We start from the raw sequence: 21,488 nt of genomic DNA on the forward strand, positions 1-21,488 counted from the left end.
TGAAAATTACACTAAGCTGAATGATTCAATGAGACGGAAAGAGTGACGCTATGCTGTATCGCCGTTTTGAACGTTTTATCAATATTTTCCAGGATGCACCAACGGATTCGCCCCCTTCCACAGTCTGGCCATTTTATCTCTACTATCTGCGTCAGGTCTGGCCAAGTTTTCTCGCCCTGCTGATTGTTGGACTGGCACAGGCGTTGATTGAAGTGGCCCTGTTCAGCTACCTCAGCCGCATTATCGACTTGGTTAACCACTCAACCCCGGCCACGTTGTTTAGTGATAACTGGCCGATTCTGTTGTGGATGGCGGTGGTCGCGCTGATTTTGCGACCGATTGTGATTGCCGTGCATGACCTGCTGGTGCATCAAAGTATCAGCCCCAGCATGACCAGCCTGATCCGCTGGCAAAATCATAACTACGTGCTGCGTCAGAGTCTGAACTTCTTCCAGAACGATTTTGCTGGCCGCATCGCACAACGCATTATGCAGACCGGCAACTCGCTACGTGATTCGGCAGTGCAATTGGTGGATGCCATCTGGCACGTGCTGATTTACGCCATCACCTCACTGGTGCTGTTTGCCGAGGCCGACTGGCGGCTAATGATCCCACTGATTATCTGGCTGGTCGCCTACAGCCTGTCGCTGCGTTTCTTCGTGCCACGCGTGAAACAGCGTTCGGTGGTGTCTTCAGAGGCACGTTCGAAGCTGATGGGCACCATTGTCGATGGTTATACCAATATCGCCACCATTAAGCTGTTCGCTCATAACGATCTGGAAAAACGCTATGCACGCGAAGCGATTCAGGAGCAAACCGACAAAACTCAACACGCCAGTCGCATGGTCACCAGCATGGATATCACGCTGTCGACCCTCAACGGTCTGCTGATCGTCAGCACCTCCGGTCTGGCGCTATGGTTATGGAGCCAGTCGCTGATTAGCGTCGGCGCGATTGCGCTGGCAACCGGCCTCGTGATCCGTCTGGTCAACATGTCTGGCTGGATCATGTGGGTGGTGAATGGCATCTTCGAAAATATCGGCATGGTGCAGGATGGGTTGAGCACCATCTCCCAGCCGCTCAGCGTACAGGATGCGCCCGCCGCGCAGAAAATGCAGGTAACACGCGGTCAGATCCGTTTCGAGGATGTGCGCTTCGATTACGGCGGCGGTCGCCAGGTGATCAATCGCCTCAACCTCAACATCAAACCGGGTGAGAAGATTGGTCTGATCGGCCCGTCCGGTGCTGGTAAATCGACAATGGTGAATCTGCTGCTGCGACTGTATGACCTGAATGGCGGCCGCATCCTGATTGACGACCAGAACATCGCCAACGTCACCCAGGAAAGCCTGCGTGGTCAGATTGGCATGATCACCCAGGACACCTCGCTGCTGCACCGCTCGATTCGCGAAAACCTGCTGTATGGCCGCCCGGATGCCACCGAAGCGGAGTTGATGCAGGCGATTCGTCGTGCGCGCGCCGACGAGTTTATTCCGCTGCTGTCTGACCCGCAGGGGCGCACCGGGCTGGATGCGCACGTCGGTGAGCGCGGCGTGAAGCTGTCGGGAGGGCAACGTCAGCGTATCGCCATCGCCCGCGTGCTGCTGAAAGACGCGCCGATTCTGATTATGGATGAAGCCACCTCGGCACTGGATTCGGAGGTCGAAGCAGCGATTCAGGAGAGCCTCGAAACGCTGATGCAGGGCAAAACGGTGATTGCCATCGCCCACCGCCTCTCCACCATTGCCAAAATGGATCGCCTGGTGGTGCTGGAGCAAGGAGAGATTGTCGAGATGGGTAACCACCGCGAACTGCTGGCACACAACGGTTTGTATGCGCGCCTGTGGCAGCATCAGACCGGTGGCTTTGTCGGCGTGGATTAATCGCCGCGTCGATACGGCAGGGCGTCGCGCGCCTCAACCTCCCAGGCGCGGATCCCTGCCCGTTCCTGTTGCAGAAAATCATCCACTGCCGCCCGTAACCCCGGATGGCTGAGATAGTGCCACGAATGGGTGATCTGCGGCTCGAAGCCACGCACCAGTTTGTGCTCGCCCTGCGCGCCCGCATCAAAGCGCGCTAATCCCTCGGCCATCGCGTAATCCATGCCCTGATAGAAACAGGTTTCGAAGTGCAACCGGTCAAACTCCGCCAGACAGCCCCAGTAGCGGCCATACAAGGTCGTGCCATCCACCAGACAGAACGCCATCGCCGCCTGTTGCCGTTGTAGTGAAGCGATGCACACCCGAATGCTGTGTGGCATACGTTCGGCCAGCAGGCTGAAGAACTCCCGCGTCAGGTAGGGACGCTGGCCGCGCACCGCATAGGTATTGGCGTAGCAGGTGTACACAAAATCCCACTGATCTTCACGCAGTTGATCGCCACGATACCAGTCAAAAGCAAAGCCATTGCTCGCCACCTGCTCGCGTTCTTTACGCAGCTGTTTGCGTTTACGCGACATCAGGGTATCAAGGAAATCCTGGAAATCGCGGTAGCCCCGGTTGTGCCAGTGATACTGCATACCGAGGCGCGCCAGCCAGTCCGGTGCCTGCTCAAGCAAGGCATTGGCGTGCGGCGTAGTGAAGTTAATATGGGCGCTGCTCAACCCGTGCTGATGCAGGTAATCCGGTAACTGCGCGATGAGTGGCGCGGCATCACCCAGCAGGCGTGCGCCGGTCACCGGGCTGAACGGAATCGCCCCCAGCCATTTGGGATAATAAGGGATACCCGCCCGCTGGCAGGCATCCGCCCAGGCGTGGTCAAACACATATTCGCCCCACGAATTGCGTTTGCGATAGCCCGGCAGCGCCGCACGTAGCTCGCCCTGCTCGCGCCAGATGAGGTGATCAGGCTGCCAGCCGCTTTCTGGCCGCAGACTGCCGCTCTCTTCCAGCGTCAGCAGAAAAGCGTGGCGTAAAAACGGTTGATCGTCAGGTAACAATGCATCCCACACGGCGGCGTTAATCTCCGCCAGCGATGACAGGTGAAGCAAGGACATCCACGGCTCCCGGCCTGATAAAAGCGAACCTGTAGTCAAACAGGTTTTGCCGCCGGGGGAAAGGTGCAGCGCACCGAATGTACAGTCGTTATATACTCGGCATTTGCTTGCCATCAGGAAGCGCCATGGATCGTCTTGATTGTGACCGTATGTTTGTTGCCGTGCTGGAAGTCGGTAGCTTTGCCGGTGCCGCCGCACGGCTTGGTACCAGCAGCGGCCAGGCGTCAAAACTGGTATCCAGACTGGAGCAGGAGCTGGGTGTGCAGCTGTTTAAACGCAGCACGCGCGCGCTGTCACCCACCGAAGTGGGCCGCGCTTATTACGAACGGGTAAAAAGCCTGCTGGAAGCCTTCGATACCCTTGATGCCACGGTGCGCGAAAGTGCCACCACCCCGACCGGACGGCTGAAAATCAGCGCCCCCGGCACCTTTGGCACCGCCGTGCTTGCCAGCGTGCTGGTGGAGTTTGCCCGAACGTATCCGCAAATCGAACTGGACGTGAACTTCTCCGACCGGGCGGTGAATATCGTCGATGAAGGGTTCGACATGGCGATTCGCATCGGCAAGCTGGATGATAGCAGCCTGATTGCCCGCCGCCTCGGCGATGTGGCGGTACGCGTGGCGGCTTCGCCGGGTTATCTCCAGCAACACGGTACACCGCAGCACTGGCGCGATCTGGCGGCGCACCAATGTATCAGCGACACCAATTTTCGCGATCCCTGGCACTGGCCGTTCGTCACCCCCTGCGGTGATAGCGTCAATATGCCGATTCGCGGTCGCCTGTGTTTTTCCAATACCGAGGCCTGTTTACAGGCAGCGCTGGCCGGGCTGGGTATCGCGCGCTTGCCGGGTTTTATAGCCGCACCCGCGCTGCAACGCGGTGAGATCGTGTCGCTGCTGGATGCCTTCGCCACCCCACCGCTCGGCCTGTTTGCGCTTTATCCCCCTGCCCGCCATTTGGCGCAGAAGACCCGTCTGCTGATTGATTTCCTCGCCGAGCATTTCCGCCATTACCCACCGGGCTGATTCCTTCCATTTTGGAAGCAATGAAAGCCATTTTGCCCGGATTATCACCCTTCCGGCAGCGGGTTAAGCTAACCAACATCACCACAGAGGAGCAGAGCGATGTTGGTAAACGGTAAGTGGAGCGCAGAGTGGCATCCGGTACAGGCCACCGATAAACAAGGCGGTTTTGTCCGTCAGACATCCAGTTTTCGCCATTGGATTACCACCGATGGTTCCAGCGAGTTTGCCGCCGAGCCGGATCGCTACCACCTCTATGTGGCGCTGATTTGTCCGTGGGCCTCGCGTACCCTGATTGCCCGCAATTTGAAGGGGCTGGAACAGGTGATCAGCGTGTCGGTAGTGGAACCGCAGCTGGGCGACCAGGGCTGGCATTTTGGTGATTATCCCGGAGCCGACCGCGATACGTTGAACAACGCCGAATATCTGCACGAACTGTATACTCGCGCCGCCGCCGATTTCACTGGCCGTGCCACCGTGCCGGTGCTGTGGGATAAAAAGACCGGGACCATCGTGAATAACGAATCCGCCGATATCCTGCGTATGCTGAACAGCGGCTTTGGCGATCTCGCCGATAACAGCCTCGATCTTTATCCGCAGGATCTGCGCAGCGAGATCGACGCGATCAACGAATCGATCTACCCGCGTCTGAATAACGGCGTGTATCGCACCGGTTTCGCCACCACACAAATCAGCTATCAGCAGGCGTTTCAGGATGTCTTCAGCCAATTAGATGAACTGGAGGAGCGACTGAGCGATGGCCGCACCTTCCTGTTGGGTGAGCGCCTGACCGAAGCCGATATTCGTCTGTTTGTCACGCTGATCCGCTTTGACGCAGCCTATCACGGCCTGTTCAAATGCAACCTGCGCCGCCTGCGCGACTATCCGCTGCTCAATCGTTACCTGAAGAGTATGCTGTCGGTGTCCGGCGTCCGTCAGACAGTGAATATCGACCATATCAAACAGGGCTACTATTCCATCAAGGCGCTGAACCCGAACGGTATCGTGCCGGTTGGCCCGGATATGGCGGAATACGGTTTTTAAGGAGCGGTAAGATGGCAAAAGCGTTAGTGATTTTTCTGCACGGCGTCGGCAGCAATGGTGACGATTTGGCGGCGCTCGGCCAGCATTGGGCCAGCCTGCTGCCGGATGTGGCGTTCGCCTCACCGAATGCGCCTTATCCGTTTGAACACGGCATGGGTTATCAGTGGTTTAGCCTGAATGGCGTCACGGTGGAAAACCGTCCGGCACGGGTACGTGAAGCGCGCGCCGCGTTTGATACCACGCTGCAACAATTGATGGCACAGCATGGCTTTGCCGATGCCTGGGATAAAGTGATTCTGGTGGGCTTCTCGCAGGGGTCGATTATGGCGCTGGATGCGCTGGCATCGGGCCGCCATCCGCTGGCGGGCGTGGTAGCGTTCTCCGGTCGTCTGGCGTTCGATGGTGCCCTGACGCCGCAGCCGTTGACGCCTGCACTGCTGATTCACGGTCACGTTGATGGCGTGATTCCGTGGACCGAGAGCGAATCCGCCGCGCTGCGTCTGAAAAGCGCGGGCGTGACACTGGAAACGCGCTTTGAACCGGCTACCGGGCATACCATTTCGTCGCAGGGCGCGATGCAGGCGGCCGCCTTTATCGCGCAATGCTTACAGGATTAAGGCCAATAGCGATTGAGCGCGGTCCAGGCCTGTTGCGCCGCCACGGCCGGTGGCTGCGCTTTTAACGTGTCGTTAAACACTTCAATGCCGACCGGACCGTTATAACCGGCACTTTTCAGCTTATCGACAAAACGCTCCACTTCGATGATGCCGTCACCGGGCAGTAACCGCTGGTGACGCGCCACGTCGATAATGGCGTCGTTATTCTGCGGCGGCAGCGCGGCCATATCACACAGCTGCACTTCATAGATGCGATCGGCGGGAATACCGTCCAGCTGTGAAGCGTCACCACCGCGCGCGCAGATGTGGAACAGATCGACCACCAGACCAATGTTCGGTTGATCCAGCCGTTGCAGCCTCTCCCACGCCAGCGGCAGGGTGTTATCAACGCTGCACCACGCCATCGGTTCGTACATGATGCGCATTTTGTAACGCGCAGCTTCCGACGCCATCCACTGTAAATCCTCATCGATACGTTCCGCGAGGCAATCTTCGCGCGTGGTAGCCGGTGCCTGAATGGTGTCGCAACCCAATGCCTGCGCGACCTGAATAAACTGACGCAATTCTTCGCGTTTTTGCTGACGTTCACGATCCGGCGCACCGGTAAAATCGCGTAACACCTGCAAGTTAGTAAACGTAAGCTGCTGCTGAGCGGCCAGTTGCGCCAACGCCAGAGTACCCTGTGCGCTGGCCTGTACATCTTCACGCCAGATTTCAACCTGATCAAAGCCTGCTTGATGCGCTGCACGCAATTTCTCTTCAGGCTCACCGTTTAACAACACCAGGTTAAGGAATTTGGGGTGACTACTCATCAACGTGCTCCTTAATCGTCCGGATAAATCGGTGAAACGTTCTGTGCGTCACACGCACAGAACTCTGACCAGTATCTACCTCTTAAAGGTTATTTCAAGCGCTCCGTTTATCCCAGCAGATTGACTAGCGCGAAACCGGCAAAGGTCATCAACAGCGAACCGATCACATGCACCATCACGCTAGACATGGCCCACAGGTATTTGCCGCCTTGCAGTAACACCACAATTTCCGCCGAGAAAGTGGAGAAGGTCGTCAGGCCGCCGCACAAACCGGTCACGATCAACAACTTCCAGGTCGGGTCGAGATGGGGGTTTTTAATAAAATACGCCAATGCCGCACCGATGATAAAACCACCGGCCAGATTAACCAGCAGCGTGCCGGGCGGCAGATTGGGAAACAGGGAGTTAAAACGTAGCGAGATAAGCCAACGCAGTGCGCAACCCACGGCACCACCGAGCATGACGGCCAACAGCGACTTCAACATAAATGTGTAGCTCCTGATGTTTGAAACGCGCAGGGCCGCGGCAGGACAGAAAAACGCCTGACACACCGCCGTCTCCCGCGCAGGGATAAGAGTGTTGTCAGGCGTCATCAGCCGTCTGTTGCCAGAACGGCGGTTGGGGAAGGTGGCACGCCATCACCTTGAGGGGGTTGATAATACGATGGCTGGCGCTGGCAGACAATATGTGACGTTGAGCAAGGTACTCGTCCGGATAAATTGGTGTATCACCCAACACATTTATGTTTTAACCTGGACGGCAGCGATTAACTGGAGATCCCCATGCGCACCCTGATTTTTGATACTGATATCGGCGTGGATGACGCCTTTGCGCTGGCGTATGCCGCACGCACCCAGAAATTGCTGGGTATCACCACGGTATTTGGCAATGTGGCGGTGGGTCAGGCGGTAAAAAATGCCCGGCTGTTTTGCGAGAAGATGGGGATTGATGCCCCGGTGTATCGCGGGTGCTCACGCCCGCTGGCGCTAGCCCCTTCTGCACCGGCGCGTCTGCACGGGGAAGATGGCTTGGGCGATGCTTTCCACAATACCCACAGCGATCAGGCCCCAGGCGCGGTGCAGTTTATTATCGACAGCGTACGCGCTCACCCACATGCCATCACCCTGGTGGCGATTGGCCCACTGACCAATATCGCCAGCGCCATCAATCAGGCCCCGGATATTATTCCGCTGGTGAAAGAACTGGTGATGATGGGCGGCGCATTCGGCACCGACGGACACAGCGGCAACGTATCACCGTTCGCCGAGTTCAATATCTGGAAAGATCCGCACGCCGCCGATCAGGTGCTGTCCTCAGCGTTAAAAGTGGTGGTACTGCCGCTGGATGTCACCCATAAGGTGTTGATTACCGCCGATGAAGTGCACCAGCTTAATCAACCGGTGCTGAGCGCCATCTGCCGTCCCTATCTGGCGTATAGTCTGGAGAAAGAAGGCTTTGCGGGTATGGCGCTGCATGACACGCTAACCCTCTCGTGGCTGGCGCTGCCGCATGCGTTTCACATCACGGAGGCACCAGTACGGGTGGTGACGGAAGGCATCAGCAGCGGCCAGACGCTACGCCGTCTGAACGCCCTCGCATCACGCCATGATCCCTTTGCCGGGTTACATGCGCAGCGCCTGTGTCTCGGCGTTGAAGCTGACGCGGTGCGCCAGCACTTTTTCGCCACATTGCAGGTGTGAAGACGCGCGATGAATCGCGCCGCTACTGGGATGATTGATGGCCTGTAGCGGCGTGATTTATCACGCGATTTTTGCGGCACCGCACACCCACGGTGCGTTGCCCGATGAAAACTTAACGCGCGAAGTGGATGACGCCTTTGATCAGCTCGCGATTGTTGATCACCTCGGGTTCAAAGGTTTCCGCCAGGGTAGAGAAGTCATAATGCCGATTGAGCATCATGTCGGCACGTAGCTGACCATTCGCCATCAGTTCGCGCACTTTGTCGAAATCTTCGCGTGTGGCATTGCGGCTGCCCATCAGCGTGGTCTCTTTTTTGTGGAACTCGGTATCGGGGATCACCAGGTCGCCTTTGTGCAGGCCGACAAACACGATGGTGCCGCCGTGGCGAATCAGTTTCACCGCACCGTTCATCGCCGCCGGGCTGCCGGTGGCATCAATCACTTTCGCCGCCAGCCGTCCGCCAAATTGCGCACGCAGCGTGGCGTCAAAATCAGCATCCAGCGGGTTGATGGTCGCCAGCTCCAGTTGCTGCGTGACATGCGCCCGCCGCTGTTCGCTGGTATCGGCCACTACCACCTGCGCCCCCGCCGCTGCGGCAATCGCCGCCACACCGAGACCAATCGGTCCGGCACCGACCACCAACACCTGCTCATCAGGCATCACCGCTGCCCGGCGCACCGCGTGGGCGCTGATGGCGAATGGCTCGATCAACGCTGCCGCTTCCGGGGCGACATCATCCACCGCCAGTAAATTGTTTTGCGGCACGCTGAGCAGTTCACAGAAGCCGCCATCCTGATGCACGCCAATCACCGAGATGTTTTCACAGCAGTTGGTTTTGCCGCTCTGACAGGCATCGCACTGCTGACAGGCGACGTAAGGGATCAACGCCACACGTTGCCCCAGCGTAAAACCGCTTGCCTCAGCGCCCAGCGCCACCACTTCACCGCATAACTCATGACCCAACACGCGCGGATAGCTGAAAAACGGCTGGTTTCCCGCCCAGGCGTGGATATCGGTGCCGCAAATCCCGGCGGTAATCGGTTTAATCAGAACCTCATGGGTGGCCGGTGTCGGTCGGGCACGCTGCTGCCACACCATGCTACGCGGTTCCGCTACCACCAGGGTTTTCATGCTTGTCATAGTTATCTCCTGTGCTGATGTCACAGTTATGGCGAGAATCGATGTTAACGGCTTGTTGCGCACACGAAAGTGTGAAGCAGAACGATTTTTTTGGGCTTTCGATGGTTTTTAATAAATAAAAAACCGGAGTTTGCCATGAGCCGAAGCCAGAATCTGCGTCAGAACGTCATCAACCAAATGCTGGAGGGCATCGCCCAGCGTCATATCAGCTCGCCCTTACCGCCGCAGGCGGCGCTGGCGGAGATGTTCAATATCAGCCGAACCACGGTACGCCATACCCTGCATTACCTGCACCAGCGCGGCGTACTGGAAAAGGTGGATGAAACGTACGTTATCGTACGTAACCCGAGCGACGAGGATGGCTTCAGCGCGCTCACCCCGCCGATTGAGCAGCAGGCCGCACAATTCGAGCAGGCGTTTTTTAATTTGATCAACCAGCGGCTGCTGATGCCGGGGGATACCTTTACCGAGCTGCAACTGGCGCAGCGAGTGAAGGTCAGCCCGGTGGTGGTGCGTGAATTTTTGCTGCGTTTTATGCGCTACAACCTGCTGGAGACAGTGAAACGTGGTCAGTGGCGCATGAAAAAGTTTGACCAGAATTACGCGGAAAAACTGTTTGAGCTGCGCGAAATGCTGGAAACCCACGCGTTAAATCGCTTTCTCAATCTGGCATCGGAGGATGAGCGCTGGATTCAGGCACGCGATTTACTCGACAGGCATCGTGCGATGCGCGACACCATCGCCAGCGATTATCGTCACTTCGCTGCGCTGGATAAGGAGATGCATTCGCTGATTCTTTCCGCCGCTAACAACCCGTTTTTTAATCAATCGCTGGAGATTATCTCGGTGATTTTTCACTCGCATTATCAATGGGATGAAAGCGATTTAAAGCAACGAAATATCGTGGCGCTGGAAGAGCATATGGCGATCCTCACCGCGCTGATTAGCCGTCAGGATGTGGAAGCGCTGTGCGCGCTACATACCCATCTCGACACCGCCAAAACCTCAATGATCCGCTCGATCCGCCAGTACAATTAAAAACCGATTAAAAACCACAAAGCATTAGCTCCCGCACGAATCAGAAACATCTTTGCAACATCCTGTCATCTTTGCTTCTAGTCTCGGAACCATCTGTTCAGGTCGCATCGGTTGGCGACCACAGAACCCCACACTGACTGATAACGATAAGTACCCAGATCCGGGAGGTTGCAATGGAAAATACGTCGGCTCGTGGTCGCGAGACAGCGCCAGCCCCAGCCGCAGATGGACGCGAATTCGTCCCTGCACGCGGCGATGTGGTGCGCTCACCGCGCATCAAAAAGATTCAGATGACAGCAATGCTGTTGCTGCTGTTTGCCGCCATCATTAACTATCTTGACCGCAGTTCGCTGTCCGTCGCCAATATGACCATTCGCGGTGAGCTGGGTTTGTCGGCGACCGAAATTGGCGTGCTGCTTTCAGCGTTTTCGCTGGCGTATGGTCTGGCACAGCTGCCGTGCGGTGCGCTGCTGGATCGCAAAGGTCCACGCATTATGCTGGCGATTGGCATGTTCGTCTGGTCGCTGTTCCAGGCCGCAGCCGGTATGGTGCATAACTTCACCCAGTTTATCCTGGTGCGTATCGGTCTCGGTATTGGTGAAGCACCGATGAACCCGTGCGGCGTGAAGGTGATCAACGACTGGTTCAACATCAAAGATCGCGGCATGCCGATGGGGATGTTTAACGCTGCCTCGATGATTGGCCTCTCCATTGCCCCACCGATTCTGGCAGCGATGATGCTGGTGCTGGGTTGGCGCGGCATGTTTGTCACTATCGGCGTGCTGGGGATGTTCCTCGCTATCGGCTGGTATCTGACCTATCGCGATCGCGACAACAACAAACTGAGCGCGGAAGAGATCCATTATTTACAGGCGGGAAGTGTGGCATCGCGCAAGGAGCCGATCAGTTTTGCCGAGTGGCGCGGGCTGTTTAAGCAGCGCACCATGTGGGGCATGATGATTGGTTTCAGCGGCATCAACTACACCGCGTGGTTGTATATCGCCTGGCTGCCGGGCTACCTGCAATCCACCTATAACCTCGATCTGAAAAGCACCGGTTTGCTGGCAGCGATTCCGTTCCTGTTCGGTGCTGCCGGGATGCTGCTCAACGGCTACGTGGTGGATGCGCTGGTACGTCGCGGGATGAATGCAGTGAAAGTGCGTAAGGTGAGCATTGTCTGCGGCATGTTGCTGTCTGCGGCGTTTACCGCCTTCGTGACCCGTGCCACCGACACCACCAGCGCGGTGACGCTGATTGGCATGGCACTGTTTTGTATCCATTTTGCCGGGACATCCTGCTGGGGACTGATTCACGCCAACGTCACCGCACGGATGACCGCGTCGGTCGGCAGTATCCAGAACTTTGCCAGTTTTGTGTTCGCCTCGTTTGCACCGATTGTTACCGGTTGGGTGCTGGATACCACCAAATCTTTCAGCCTGGCACTGATGATTTGTGCCGGTGTGACGGTGGTGGGGGCGCTGGCGTATTTGTTGTTGGTGCGTAAACCGATTACGGATGGGGTTTGATTCTGAAAAGGCTCCACCCGCCGCAGCGGTTTAACACTGAGTAGGTTCCGCCCGCCAGACATTGTGGAGTTTCAGCTGCATCGTGCAGGCGGACGGGCAAAGGTCCGAGGGCGCGGACCTTTGCAATCCGCGCCCTGCGGCGTCCTCGCGCAGCGCATAGCGCTGTTCCCTCGCTTATCACTCAGGCCGCACGGCACGCGCGGATTCGCCATCCCTGGCTCATTCCGCTCTCTCGCCGCATCCATGCGGCTCGGCCTGGCCTTCCCTCTGCGCTCGGCGCTGCGGATGCCGCCCACCCCACCGCCTGAAAGCCAGATGCTCTCTTAATTGCGCGATAAATCGCGCCGCTACAAATGGCATCACGCTACCCGTAGCTGCGCGATTTATCGCGCAGGCAGCAATGATGATATGACAGAGAAGTAAAAGGCGTGCAGCGAGGGTGGGGCGCCATCCGGACTCGCTGAGCGAATGAATGCTGCCAGGATGAGCCGCATGGATGCGGCGAAAGGCGGCGTTGAGTTGTAGCGGCGCGATTTATCGCGCAAAAAAAGAGGCTGGCGCGAGGCCCGGGAGTGCAGAGGGCGCGGCCAGGCGCCCTTTGCTCGGTCGCCGCACCGGCGAGCTGAAACTGCATCAGCCCGAGGCGAACGAAACAGCCTCGGAGCCAAAACATCAGATCGAGGCGAATGCTCCCTTACGGCCTCACCGTAAAAAACCGTGATTCACATTGCCGCGCAATCTCCCACAACTTATTACGAATCACCTGTTTCAGTTGCAAAGTCGATTGTGACTGAGGCCGGTCACGACGGCTGATCAGCATCACCTCAAACGGCAGCGGCTGCGCCACCGGCAGCAGTTTCAACTGATCGGCATAGCGACAGGCGGTAAACAGATCAACGATCCCCACACCGCCACCCGCCAGCACCATGTCGGCAATCACCGAGTAGGTTTTAATCGACAGCGATACCCCCGGATTTAACCCCTTATCCCGCAGCGCGCGATGCAGCACGCGCCCCAGCGGGTCCTGGCTTTGCATCATCAGCAGGTTATTGGCGCACAGCCATTCAAGGGTGACCGGTTCGTTGTGGGTATGATACAGCGGCAGCAACGCCACCATTGAGGATTGAAACAAAGGTTCCGCCAGCAGGTCAGCATCCACCTGCTGACCAAATACCAGCGCGAAATCGAGCTGATTATCGAGGATACTGCGACACAGGGTGCTGAAGTGCTCAGTAACCAACTCCACGCTAACCGATGCCGCCTGTTGCCGCCAGGTGACCAGCGCCGGAGCCAGTACCATCTGCCCAAAAGCATGTGCCGCGCCAACGCGCACCGTCTGCCCTTCGCCGCGTCGCAATTGCTCCGTCAACTCGGTAATCGATTGCAAACGTTGATACAGTTCTTCCACTTCCGGCAGCAACCGCCGTCCTTCAGCCGTCACAATCATCCCCTGGGTGCGCCGTTCAAACAACGCAAAACCAAGCTGCTGCTCGGCGTGGTTCAGCACCCGACTGACATTCGGCTGCGACACATTAAGCAAGCGCGCCGCACCGCTGATACTGCCGGTCTGCACAATTGCCTGAAACACCTCAATATGTCGCAAGCGCACGATTATTCGCCCCAGGTGGCTTCAAGCACACGCAGCCAGTTGCCGTAGCAAATTTTCTCCAGCAGCTCTTGCGAATAACCGCGCGCCGCCAGCGCATCCACCACCAGCGGGAAACCGGCCACGTCTTTCATATCGCCCGGCATGGTCGCGCCATCCAGATCGGAACCAAAGCCGACGCCATCTTCACCCACTTTTTCCAGCAGATACTCCACATGACGCACGATGGCATCCACCGTGGTGGGCGCGTGACGATCGCCGTCTTCACGCAGGAACGGCACGGCAAAGTTCACACCGACAAAGCCCTGCGTTTCAGCAATTGCCGCCAGCTGGCGGTCGGTCAGGTTACGTGACTGGGCACTCAACGCATGGGCGTTGGAGTGGCTGGCCACCAGCGGTGCATCACTGATCTCCGCCGTATGCCAGAAACCTTTCTCATCCATATGCGACAGGTCAACCATGATGCGGCGCTGATTACATTCGCGTACCAGTTGCTTACCGGCTGCCGTGAGGCCATTGCCGATATCGGGTGAGGAGGGATAGCGGAATGGCACGCCGTCGCCAAACTGGTTCGGACGACTCCACAGTGGCCCCAGGGTACGCAGCCCGCTGGCGTACAGAATATCCAGCAGTTCGCCACGCGTATCCAACGCCTCGGCCCCTTCAACGTGCATCACCACCGCCAGCACGCCTTTACTCATACATTCACGGATGTCACGCACGCTGCGGCATATTTTTACCTGGCCCTGCGACGCCTGCTCAATACGCAGTAATAACGCCAGCATCGAGAAGGTGGCATCGCGCGCATTGCTGATAATTTCATGAGGAAAATCTGAGAGGTCTGGCGCACTTCTTGCAACTAGCGGGTGTGATGGCACCCAGGTGGCAAAAATCCCACCTACCATATTTCCGTGCCGGATGCGGGGAAAGTCCATCTGGCCTGATTCAGTGCCATTGAGAAAAACATTCACCGCATCGGGCTGATGGTGTTGCCACAGTTTGTTGAGGACATCGTTGTGACCATCAAAAACCGGGATGGCAATCCGGTTGGTGTTAGGCGAGTCAGACATGTTGTATCCGTTTCTTGTTCAGGGGAAAGCGCAAACGCTGCCCGTTGGCGGGGCGAAATGCACCAAAAAAGGGCAATCGGCTGCGTATGAAACAAAAGGCTTAATGCCTGTTATTAATCCTCCTGCCCGGCGGGAATGTCAAGACAAAAAACAACAAATAATAATTTTTTTATTTTAATAATCAATAAGTTGGAGTCACAATGGTAACCAGAAGACGTTTTCTTGCAGGATGCACCGCAGTGCCCTTCCTTTCGTATCTCAGCCTCAACTCTGCCTTCGGTGCCACGCCGCCCAGCATGCTGGTGATGGCGATGCAGCTGGACAACATGACCAGCCTTGACCCGCATGAAAGTTTTGAAGCCACTGGCGGCCAGATCTGCGGCAACCTGTATCAGAAGCTGGTGATGCCCGATCCACAGCAGGCCGACAAAGTCATTGGCGCGCTGGCAAAAAGCTGGGAAGTGAACGCCGACAATAGCGTGTATACCTTCCATATTGATCCAGCCGCGAAATTTGCCGATGGTACGCCTGTTACTGCTGAAGATGCGGCGTTCTCCATCGAACGTATCGTGAAACTGGATAAAAGCCCGGCGTTTATTATCAACCAGTTCGGCTTTACCAAAGATAACGTGACGCAGTTGGTGACGGCGAAAGACACCCATACGCTGGAAATGAAACTGGGCGCACCGGCTGCCGAGACTTTCCTGCTGTACTGCCTGTCTGCCACCGTCGGCAGCATTGTGTCGAAGAAAGCCTGTCTGGCGAACCAGCAGAATAACGACTTCGGCAACGCATGGCTCAAGCAGCACAGCGCCGGTTCGGGTGCCTTTACCCTGCGCACCTGGAAAGCCAGCGAAACGGTGATTCTGGAACTCAGCCCGCAGTTCGCTGGCAAGAGCAACATCAAACGCGTGATCCTGAAACATATCGCCGACCCGGCAGCACAGGCGCTGATGCTGAAAAAAGGCGATGTCGATGCGGCCTATGACCTGACCACCGAACAACTTTTACAGGTGAAAAACGACCCGACGGTGTCGCTGGTGAATCAGTCGCTCTCCGCCATCATGCTGATGTCGTGCAACACCAATAACGAATACCTGAAGAAACCACAGGTATGGCAGGCACTGAAATGGGCACTGGATTACGACAGCATCCAGAAAAATATTCTGTCGATGAGCTTTATCACCCATCAAAGTTTCCTGCCAAGCGGCTTCCCGGCGGCGCTGGATGACACCCCTTTCCATAAAGACCTCAGCAAAGCCAAAGCGCTGCTGGCGGAAGCGGGTTATCCGAACGGGTTTGAAATCACCCTCGACCACTACTCGATGCAGCCCTACCCGGACATCGCCCAGGCGATTCAGACCCAGTTGGGCGCGATTGGCATCAAGGTGTCGCTGATTGCGGCGGAAAACCGTCAGGTGCTGACCAAGATGCGCGCCCGTCAGCATCAACTGGCGCTGACCGTGTGGGGCGCGGATTACTTCGACCCGAACTCCAACACCGAAGCTTTCTGCGTTAACACCGACAACAGCGACAACGCGCGCAACCGTACGCTGGCCTGGCGTTGCAGCTGGTCTGATGATGAGTTCAACAAACTGACCGAGCAGGCGCTGCACGAAGCCGATCCGGCGAAACGTATCGCGTTGTATCACCAGATTCAGCAACTGGGCCGTGAGAAGAGTCCGTTTATTTACATGATGCAGAAAACCAAAAACGTCGCGGTCGGCAAAAATGTCAGCGACGTTCACCTGACCGTGCTGGAGCAGTGGCCGTATGAGCAGGTGAAAAAAGCCTGATGCCGTTACTGAAGAAAATCGTCAGCACCCTGAGCAGCCTGGTGCTGACGCTGTTTGGCCTGTCGGTTTTGACCTTTTTCATTGGCCGCGTGATGCCCACCGATCCGGTGCTGGCAGCGGTCGGTGATAACGCGCCCCAATCGGTGGTGGAGCGCGTACGTGCGGAGATGGGGCTGGATCAGCCCCTCTACATTCAGTTTGGTCATTACCTCAATCAGCTGTTACATGGCGATCTCGGCAAATCGATTCTGACCTCCAACCCGGTCACCACCGATATCGCCCGTTTCTTCCCGGCCACCATGGAGCTGGCGACGGCGGCGATTATTATCGCCGCGTTGATCGGCATCCCGCTAGGCGTGTGGGCGGCAGTGCGGCAAAGCAGTTGGGTGGATCAGACCATCCGCGTGGTGTGTCTGGCAGGCCACTCACTGCCGGTGTTCGTGCTGGCGTTACTCAGTTTGCTGGTGTTCTACGCGGTGTTGGGCATTGCGCCGGGACCAGGAAGGCAGGACATTATCTGGCAGGATATGGTGCCGCAGGTCACCGGCTTCCTCACCATCGACTCCCTGCTGGCCGGTGAGTATGACGCCTTCCGCGATGCGCTGGCACATATGGCGCAACCGGTGCTGATCCTCGCTTATTTCAGCATGGCCTACATCACGCGTATGACGCGCACCTTTATGCTCAACGCCCTGAGCGGCGAGTTCGTGATCACCGCACGCGCCAAGGGCTTATCTGCGGCTCGGGTGATCTGGCGTCACGCCTTCCCCACCGTGGCGGTGCAACTGGTGACGGTGCTGGCGCTGACCTACGCCGGACTGCTGGAAGGCGCGGTGGTGACGGAAAACGTCTTTGCCTGGCCGGGCCTCGGGCAGTATCTCACCACCTCGCTGATGAATGCCGACATGAACCCGGTGGTGGGCGCAACCCTACTGGTCGGCACCGTGTATGTGCTGCTAAACCAGCTGGCTGACCTTCTCTATCGACTTTGGGACCCGCGCGTAAAATGATTTTTTTCTCTCGTGACTGGCTACTTGATGACACGCCAGCTAACCGCCGTCAGGCGGTGTGGGGCCGTCGCTATCGTCTGTGGCTCAGCCTGCGCAGCAACCCGCTGGCGATGGCGGGGCTGCTGGTCATTTTCCTGATGTTGCTACTGGCGCTGTTTGCGCCGCTGCTGACACCGTTCGATCCGGGTACACAGCATCTGGAAAACCGCCTTGCGGCACCGTCCTGGGTGCACTGGCTCGGCACCGATGAACTGGGGCGCGATGTCTGGACGCGCATCATTTATGGCGGGCGCACCACGCTTGGCATGGTGATCGCCGTGGTGCTGCTGACCGCCCCGCTCGGCTTGTTAATTGGCTGTATCGCCGGGTATGCCGGCGGGTTTGTCGATAAGGCGTTGATGCGTCTGACCGATATCTTCCTTGCCTTCCCGCGCCTGATTCTGGCGCTGGCATTTGTCGCCGCGCTGAAACCGGGTGTCGAAAGTGCGGTGTTGGCGATTGCCCTCACCTCCTGGCCGCCCTACGCCCGCCTGGCGCGTGCGGAAACCTTGCAGTTCCGCCATAGCGATTTTATCGCCGCCAGTCGTCTGACCGGTGCCGCGCCATTGCGCATTATTCTGCGTCATATCATGCCGCTGTGCGTGCCAAGCCTGATTGTGCGCGTCACCCTCGACATGAGTTCGATCATCATCACCGCCGCCAGCCTCGGCTTTCTCGGCATGGGTGCACAGCCACCCTCACCGGAATGGGGCACGATGATTGCCACCGCGCGCCGTTTTTTGTTCAGCGAATGGTGGGTGCCGCTGATGCCATGCATCGCTATTTTCCTGACGTCGCTGGCGTTCAACTTTCTTGGCGACGGTCTGCGTGACGTGCTGGACCCGAAGGAGCGCTAAATGCTGGTGGAAATTGAAAATCTGCGCATTGCCTTTCGCAATCGCGCGGAGACCTTTGAAGCCGTGCGCGGTGTCAGCTTTAGCGTTGGCCGTGAGAAGTTCGCCATTGTCGGCGAGAGCGGTTCTGGCAAATCGCTGACGGCGCGTAGCCTGATGCAGCTGCTGCCGGGCAATGCTGAGGTGACGGCAGATGTGCTGCGCTTCGACGGTATCGACCTGCGCGGGGCCAGTGAAAAAGTGCTGCGCCAGATTCGCGGCAAGCGCGTCGGTTTTATTTTGCAGGACCCGAAATATTCGCTGAATCCGGTGATGACCATCGGGCAGCAAATTGCTGAGGCCTGGCGCGAGCATAAAGGCGGCAGCAAAAAAGCCGCGATGCAGGCGGCGATTGGGTTGCTGGAACAGGTAAAAATCCGCGAACCCGAGGCGGTGGCGAAGCGCTATCCGCATGAGGTTTCGGGCGGGATGGGGCAGCGCGTGATGATTGCCATGATGCTGGCACCCGACCCGGAGTTGTTGATCGCCGATGAACCCACCAGCGCGCTTGATGCCACGGTGCAGGCGGAGATCCTCAAACTGATTGACGATCTGGTTTCTGCACGCGGCATGGGGTTGATCCTGATCAGCCACGATCTGCCGCTGGTGTCGCATTTCTGCGATCGCGTGGCGGTGATGTACGCCGGTAAGATCGTCGAATTGCTGGAAGCCGGGCAGCTGCAACAGGCGCAGCATCCGTATACCCGTGGGTTGCTGGCTTGCCTGCCATCGCTGCGCCATCCGCGTGAGCGGTTGCCGGTGTTGCAGCGCGACGCGGCGTGGCGGGATTAATAAGCGTTTCCGAAATTGCGCGATAAATCGCGCCGCTACGGTCTGGTGCGTGTAGCGGCGCGATTTATCGCGCGAGTTGGATCGGATGATGAGCTAAACGAGCAAAATACATGATTCAAATCGATAATCTGCGCATCGCCTTTGGTGCGCATACCGTGGTGAAAGGCGTCAGCTTTGCCGTCGGCAATGGTGAGAGTTTCGGTCTGGTCGGCGAAAGCGGTTCCGGCAAATCCACCATTCTGCGGGCGCTGGCCGGGCTGAATGAAGACTGGCAGGGCAGCATGACCTTCGGTGGTCAGGCGCTAAGCGCCAAACGCAGCCGTGCCTTTTTTCGCCAGGTACAAATGGTGTTTCAGGACCCATTCGGTTCGCTGCATCCACGCCAGACCATTGACCGTATCCTGCACGAGCCGTTGCTGGTGCATCAGCTCGATCGCGCCGAGCAGCGCATCAGCCAGGCACTGAACGAAGTGGGTCTGCCTGCGGCAGTACGTTTTCGTTATCCCCACCAGCTCTCCGGCGGGCAGCGCCAGCGCGTGGCGATTGCCCGCGCGCTAATTGCCGAGCCGGAAGTGCTGCTGCTGGATGAACCCACCTCAGCGCTTGATGTGTCGGTGCAGGCGGAAATCCTTAATTTACTTAGCGATCTTCGCAGCGAGCGCAAACTGACCTACATTATGGTGACACACAACCTCGCGGTGGTGACGCACCTGTGTCAGCGTATTGGCGTGATGCAGCATGGCGAGATGGTGGAGCAGCTAAGCGCCGATGACCTGCGCGCCCGGCGTATCCAGCATCCGCATACCGCGCAACTTTTTGATCTCAGCATGACGCTGGAGGAACCGGCATGACAGCCCACTGGCAACAGGCCGCAGACGTTGCAGACTCGATCGTGCAAAGCTGGCAACAACCCGATGCACCAGGCGGTGCGATTGTGTTATTTGATGCCCACCATATTCATTCGACACACTGCGCCGGGTTGGGCGATCTGGCCCAACAGACGCCCTTCACAATCGACAGCGTGGTGCGTTTTGCCTCCATCACCAAACACCTGTTTGCGGCGATGGTTACCGGACCGGGCCGCCGCTATGTGCAACTGGAAGACACCCTTGCCCAGCATCTGCCGCAGCTGACCGGAGCCAACGGCGCGGTCACCGTCGGCCAGGCGCTGGATATGAGCAGCGGCCTGCCGGATGTGCGCGAAACCCTGTCATTGCTCGGTTTGTCGGTCTACAACGCCACCACCGCCGCCGATTTGCTCGCGTTCGTGGCAGGTGAGGGTGACCTCAGCTACCCACCGGGCAGCGAGATCTCCTACACCAATACCGGCTATCGTCTGGTGGAAGAAGCGTTAAAGGCGAAAGGCGTGCGGTTCAACGACCTGTTGCAGCAATACGTCTGCGAACCGCTGGATATCAACCTGTTTGCACCGGAAAGCTGGTTCGATATTGTGCCAGGTCTGGTGCCTGGTTACTGGAACAACGGCGAACAATGGCAGCTGTCCAGCGCGGGTCTGCACCTGTCGGCGTCCGGTAGTGTGACCGGCAGCCTGCGCCATCTGACACGTTGGCTGCAAAGCCTGTTGGCGGATAGCGGCCCGGGTGCAGGCGTGCTGCAACGGTTGAGCGCCCCTCGTAATCTGAACGATGGCCGCACCAGCGGTTATGGCCTTGGTATCACCAGCTCGACGCTCGGCAGCCAAACGTTGTTTGGTCACGGCGGTTCCCACGCTGGTTATAAAAGCTACTTCCTGCTGCACCCGGAGTTGAAAATCGGTGTGGCGCTGGTGGCCAACCGCGAAGATGTCACCACCTCCGAAAGCGCGCTGCGTATTCTGGCGGCGGCGCTGGGCCGCTCATTACCAGAAAAAGGTCACGATTTGACACCCGGTTTGTATGTGGCACCGAATGCCGCTGACTGGCTGGAGATCAAGGGCGTCACCGCGACCTGGCTGGGTGCCGGTGAAACCCTGTGGCGCGATGAACGCCACGGTGATGCCGTCTCGCTTTCCAGCACCTTTCCTATGCAGTTACGCCACGACGGCGCAGCAATTGTCGGTGAAATCGGCCATGCGGCGCGCCGCTTTGTGCCGGTGCAGCCAGATGGTGCCAGCCTCGACAACCTACAAGGGCGCTGGTTTGCACCGCAGTACCGCAGCGAAATGGTGATTGAAGGAGAGTCGTTGACGATGGGCATCGGCCCGGCGGCGATTCGTGCCACCCTGCAATCGCTGGGCGGCGATCGCGTGCTGGCTACCGCGCTGGATGGTCCGTGGGAGAAACGTTTTGTCCTCGCGCAATCGGGAGATCGCGTGCGGCTGCTGTTAAATCGCAGCCGCGTGGTGTGCTTTACGCGCTAAAACCCGCGCGATAAATCGCGTCGCTACC

Annotated in this window: 20 protein-coding genes and 1 riboswitch; of the genes, 14 read left to right on the forward strand and 6 right to left on the reverse strand. The window is 57.8% G+C overall.

All coding sequences use genetic code 11. The features are described from left to right. Positions 1–50 precede the first annotated feature (50 nt). Positions 51–1,883, forward strand: coding sequence for an ABC transporter ATP-binding protein (locus AC6I8W_RS19590; RefSeq protein WP_497836327.1), 1,833 nt, complete (start codon positions 51–53; stop codon positions 1,881–1,883). Here AC6I8W_RS19590 and AC6I8W_RS19595 read toward each other — a convergent pair. Beyond that, positions 1,880–2,995, reverse strand: coding sequence for a GNAT family N-acetyltransferase (locus AC6I8W_RS19595; protein ID WP_497836328.1), 1,116 nt, complete (start codon positions 2,993–2,995; stop codon positions 1,880–1,882). The genes AC6I8W_RS19590 and AC6I8W_RS19595 overlap by 4 nt on opposite strands. A gap of 125 nt (positions 2,996–3,120) precedes the next feature. Between AC6I8W_RS19595 and AC6I8W_RS19600 the strand changes: the two genes are divergently transcribed. From AC6I8W_RS19600 to AC6I8W_RS19610, 3 genes are all read left to right on the forward strand, one after another. Next, positions 3,121–4,020 carry a LysR family transcriptional regulator gene (locus AC6I8W_RS19600; RefSeq protein ID WP_497836329.1) on the forward strand — a complete coding sequence of 300 codons (900 nt, stop codon included), beginning with the start codon at positions 3,121–3,123 and terminating at the stop codon, positions 4,018–4,020. A 99-nt stretch (positions 4,021–4,119) separates the two neighbouring features. Further along, the gene (locus AC6I8W_RS19605; RefSeq protein ID WP_497836330.1) at positions 4,120–5,061 is read left to right on the forward strand and encodes a glutathione S-transferase family protein; all 942 of its coding nucleotides are present in this window, start codon (positions 4,120–4,122) and stop codon (positions 5,059–5,061) included. 11 nt (positions 5,062–5,072) lie between these two features. Then, the gene (locus AC6I8W_RS19610) at positions 5,073–5,678 is read left to right on the forward strand and encodes an alpha/beta hydrolase (RefSeq protein WP_497836331.1); all 606 of its coding nucleotides are present in this window, start codon (positions 5,073–5,075) and stop codon (positions 5,676–5,678) included. Here the strand turns inward: AC6I8W_RS19610 and AC6I8W_RS19615 are convergent. Further along, a complete protein-coding gene (locus AC6I8W_RS19615) occupies positions 5,675–6,490 on the reverse strand; it encodes a sugar phosphate isomerase/epimerase family protein (RefSeq protein WP_497836332.1) in 816 nt (271 codons plus the stop codon). The two genes, AC6I8W_RS19610 and AC6I8W_RS19615, sit on opposite strands and share 4 nt — an antisense overlap. Before the next feature lie 107 nt (positions 6,491–6,597). Next, positions 6,598–6,975: a fluoride efflux transporter CrcB gene (gene crcB / locus AC6I8W_RS19620; protein ID WP_497836333.1), complete on the reverse strand. Its 378-nt coding sequence runs from the start codon at positions 6,973–6,975 to the stop codon at positions 6,598–6,600. Between the two features lie 91 nt (positions 6,976–7,066). Continuing rightward, positions 7,067–7,142: riboswitch (Fluoride riboswitch) on the reverse strand. 130 nt (positions 7,143–7,272) lie between these two features. Here crcB and AC6I8W_RS19625 point away from each other — a divergent pair. After that, positions 7,273–8,190 carry a nucleoside hydrolase gene (locus tag AC6I8W_RS19625; protein WP_497836334.1) on the forward strand — a complete coding sequence of 306 codons (918 nt, stop codon included), beginning with the start codon at positions 7,273–7,275 and terminating at the stop codon, positions 8,188–8,190. Positions 8,191–8,302: 112 nt separating this feature from the next. Here the strand turns inward: AC6I8W_RS19625 and AC6I8W_RS19630 are convergent, their stop codons facing one another. Next, entirely contained in the window at positions 8,303–9,331 is a 1,029-nt protein-coding gene (locus tag AC6I8W_RS19630) for a zinc-binding alcohol dehydrogenase family protein (protein WP_497836335.1), read from the reverse strand. A 135-nt stretch (positions 9,332–9,466) separates the two neighbouring features. Between AC6I8W_RS19630 and AC6I8W_RS19635 the strand changes: the two genes are divergently transcribed. Both AC6I8W_RS19635 and AC6I8W_RS19640 read left to right on the forward strand, forming a co-directional pair. Continuing rightward, entirely contained in the window at positions 9,467–10,369 is a 903-nt protein-coding gene (locus AC6I8W_RS19635; protein ID WP_497836336.1) for a GntR family transcriptional regulator, read from the forward strand. 173 nt (positions 10,370–10,542) lie between these two features. Beyond that, entirely contained in the window at positions 10,543–11,895 is a 1,353-nt protein-coding gene (locus tag AC6I8W_RS19640) for an MFS transporter (protein ID WP_497836337.1), read from the forward strand. Between the two features lie 694 nt (positions 11,896–12,589). On the opposite strand, the gene AC6I8W_RS19645 is transcribed toward AC6I8W_RS19640, so the two are convergent. Then, positions 12,590–13,504 carry a LysR family transcriptional regulator gene (locus AC6I8W_RS19645; RefSeq protein ID WP_497836338.1) on the reverse strand — a complete coding sequence of 305 codons (915 nt, stop codon included), beginning with the start codon at positions 13,502–13,504 and terminating at the stop codon, positions 12,590–12,592. A gap of 2 nt (positions 13,505–13,506) precedes the next feature. Next, complete coding sequence (locus AC6I8W_RS19650; protein WP_497836339.1) at positions 13,507–14,571, reverse strand: dipeptidase; 1,065 nt, start codon at positions 14,569–14,571, stop codon at positions 13,507–13,509. Here AC6I8W_RS19650 and AC6I8W_RS19655 point away from each other — a divergent pair. The 7 genes from AC6I8W_RS19655 (at position 14,570) to AC6I8W_RS19685 (ending at position 21,460) form a co-directional block, all read left to right on the forward strand. Next, a complete protein-coding gene (locus AC6I8W_RS19655) occupies positions 14,570–14,749 on the forward strand; it encodes a hypothetical protein (RefSeq protein WP_497836340.1) in 180 nt (59 codons plus the stop codon). The two genes, AC6I8W_RS19650 and AC6I8W_RS19655, sit on opposite strands and share 2 nt — an antisense overlap. A 22-nt stretch (positions 14,750–14,771) precedes the next feature. Continuing rightward, positions 14,772–16,367 carry an ABC transporter substrate-binding protein gene (locus AC6I8W_RS19660; RefSeq protein WP_497836341.1) on the forward strand — a complete coding sequence of 532 codons (1,596 nt, stop codon included), beginning with the start codon at positions 14,772–14,774 and terminating at the stop codon, positions 16,365–16,367. Beyond that, complete coding sequence (locus tag AC6I8W_RS19665; RefSeq protein ID WP_497836342.1) at positions 16,367–17,377, forward strand: ABC transporter permease; 1,011 nt, start codon at positions 16,367–16,369, stop codon at positions 17,375–17,377. The genes AC6I8W_RS19660 and AC6I8W_RS19665 overlap by 1 nt, the downstream gene beginning before the upstream one ends. Next, positions 17,374–18,273 carry an ABC transporter permease gene (locus tag AC6I8W_RS19670; RefSeq protein ID WP_497836343.1) on the forward strand — a complete coding sequence of 300 codons (900 nt, stop codon included), beginning with the start codon at positions 17,374–17,376 and terminating at the stop codon, positions 18,271–18,273. The genes AC6I8W_RS19665 and AC6I8W_RS19670 overlap by 4 nt, the downstream gene beginning before the upstream one ends. Continuing rightward, entirely contained in the window at positions 18,274–19,101 is an 828-nt protein-coding gene (locus AC6I8W_RS19675; RefSeq protein ID WP_497836344.1) for an ABC transporter ATP-binding protein, read from the forward strand. It abuts the gene before it with no gap. A gap of 110 nt (positions 19,102–19,211) precedes the next feature. Further along, positions 19,212–19,952: an ABC transporter ATP-binding protein gene (locus tag AC6I8W_RS19680; protein ID WP_497836345.1), complete on the forward strand. Its 741-nt coding sequence runs from the start codon at positions 19,212–19,214 to the stop codon at positions 19,950–19,952. Further along, complete coding sequence (locus AC6I8W_RS19685) at positions 19,949–21,460, forward strand: serine hydrolase domain-containing protein (RefSeq protein WP_497836346.1); 1,512 nt, start codon at positions 19,949–19,951, stop codon at positions 21,458–21,460. The genes AC6I8W_RS19680 and AC6I8W_RS19685 overlap by 4 nt, the downstream gene beginning before the upstream one ends. The last annotated feature ends 28 nt before the right edge of the window (positions 21,461–21,488 follow it).

Source organism: Pantoea sp. X-Soil-TKNS-1211 (assembly GCF_059730495.1).

Coding starts and splice junctions, on each gene's coding strand:
- AC6I8W_RS19685 (WP_497836346.1), top strand. CDS start 19,949: ATGACAGCCCACTGGCAACAGGCCGCAGACGTTGCAGACTCGATCGTG.
- AC6I8W_RS19670 (WP_497836343.1), top strand. CDS start 17,374: ATGATTTTTTTCTCTCGTGACTGGCTACTTGATGACACGCCAGCTAAC.
- crcB (WP_497836333.1), bottom strand. CDS start 6,975: ATGTTGAAGTCGCTGTTGGCCGTCATGCTCGGTGGTGCCGTGGGTTGC.
- AC6I8W_RS19655 (WP_497836340.1), top strand. CDS start 14,570: ATGTTGTATCCGTTTCTTGTTCAGGGGAAAGCGCAAACGCTGCCCGTT.
- AC6I8W_RS19650 (WP_497836339.1), bottom strand. CDS start 14,571: ATGTCTGACTCGCCTAACACCAACCGGATTGCCATCCCGGTTTTTGAT.
- AC6I8W_RS19660 (WP_497836341.1), top strand. CDS start 14,772: ATGGTAACCAGAAGACGTTTTCTTGCAGGATGCACCGCAGTGCCCTTC.
- AC6I8W_RS19675 (WP_497836344.1), top strand. CDS start 18,274: ATGCTGGTGGAAATTGAAAATCTGCGCATTGCCTTTCGCAATCGCGCG.
- AC6I8W_RS19605 (WP_497836330.1), top strand. CDS start 4,120: ATGTTGGTAAACGGTAAGTGGAGCGCAGAGTGGCATCCGGTACAGGCC.
- AC6I8W_RS19640 (WP_497836337.1), top strand. CDS start 10,543: ATGGAAAATACGTCGGCTCGTGGTCGCGAGACAGCGCCAGCCCCAGCC.
- AC6I8W_RS19595 (WP_497836328.1), bottom strand. CDS start 2,995: ATGTCCTTGCTTCACCTGTCATCGCTGGCGGAGATTAACGCCGCCGTG.
- AC6I8W_RS19630 (WP_497836335.1), bottom strand. CDS start 9,331: ATGACAAGCATGAAAACCCTGGTGGTAGCGGAACCGCGTAGCATGGTG.
- AC6I8W_RS19610 (WP_497836331.1), top strand. CDS start 5,073: ATGGCAAAAGCGTTAGTGATTTTTCTGCACGGCGTCGGCAGCAATGGT.
- AC6I8W_RS19635 (WP_497836336.1), top strand. CDS start 9,467: ATGAGCCGAAGCCAGAATCTGCGTCAGAACGTCATCAACCAAATGCTG.
- AC6I8W_RS19625 (WP_497836334.1), top strand. CDS start 7,273: ATGCGCACCCTGATTTTTGATACTGATATCGGCGTGGATGACGCCTTT.
- AC6I8W_RS19590 (WP_497836327.1), top strand. CDS start 51: ATGCTGTATCGCCGTTTTGAACGTTTTATCAATATTTTCCAGGATGCA.
- AC6I8W_RS19600 (WP_497836329.1), top strand. CDS start 3,121: ATGGATCGTCTTGATTGTGACCGTATGTTTGTTGCCGTGCTGGAAGTC.
- AC6I8W_RS19665 (WP_497836342.1), top strand. CDS start 16,367: ATGCCGTTACTGAAGAAAATCGTCAGCACCCTGAGCAGCCTGGTGCTG.
- AC6I8W_RS19615 (WP_497836332.1), bottom strand. CDS start 6,490: ATGAGTAGTCACCCCAAATTCCTTAACCTGGTGTTGTTAAACGGTGAG.
- AC6I8W_RS19680 (WP_497836345.1), top strand. CDS start 19,212: ATGATTCAAATCGATAATCTGCGCATCGCCTTTGGTGCGCATACCGTG.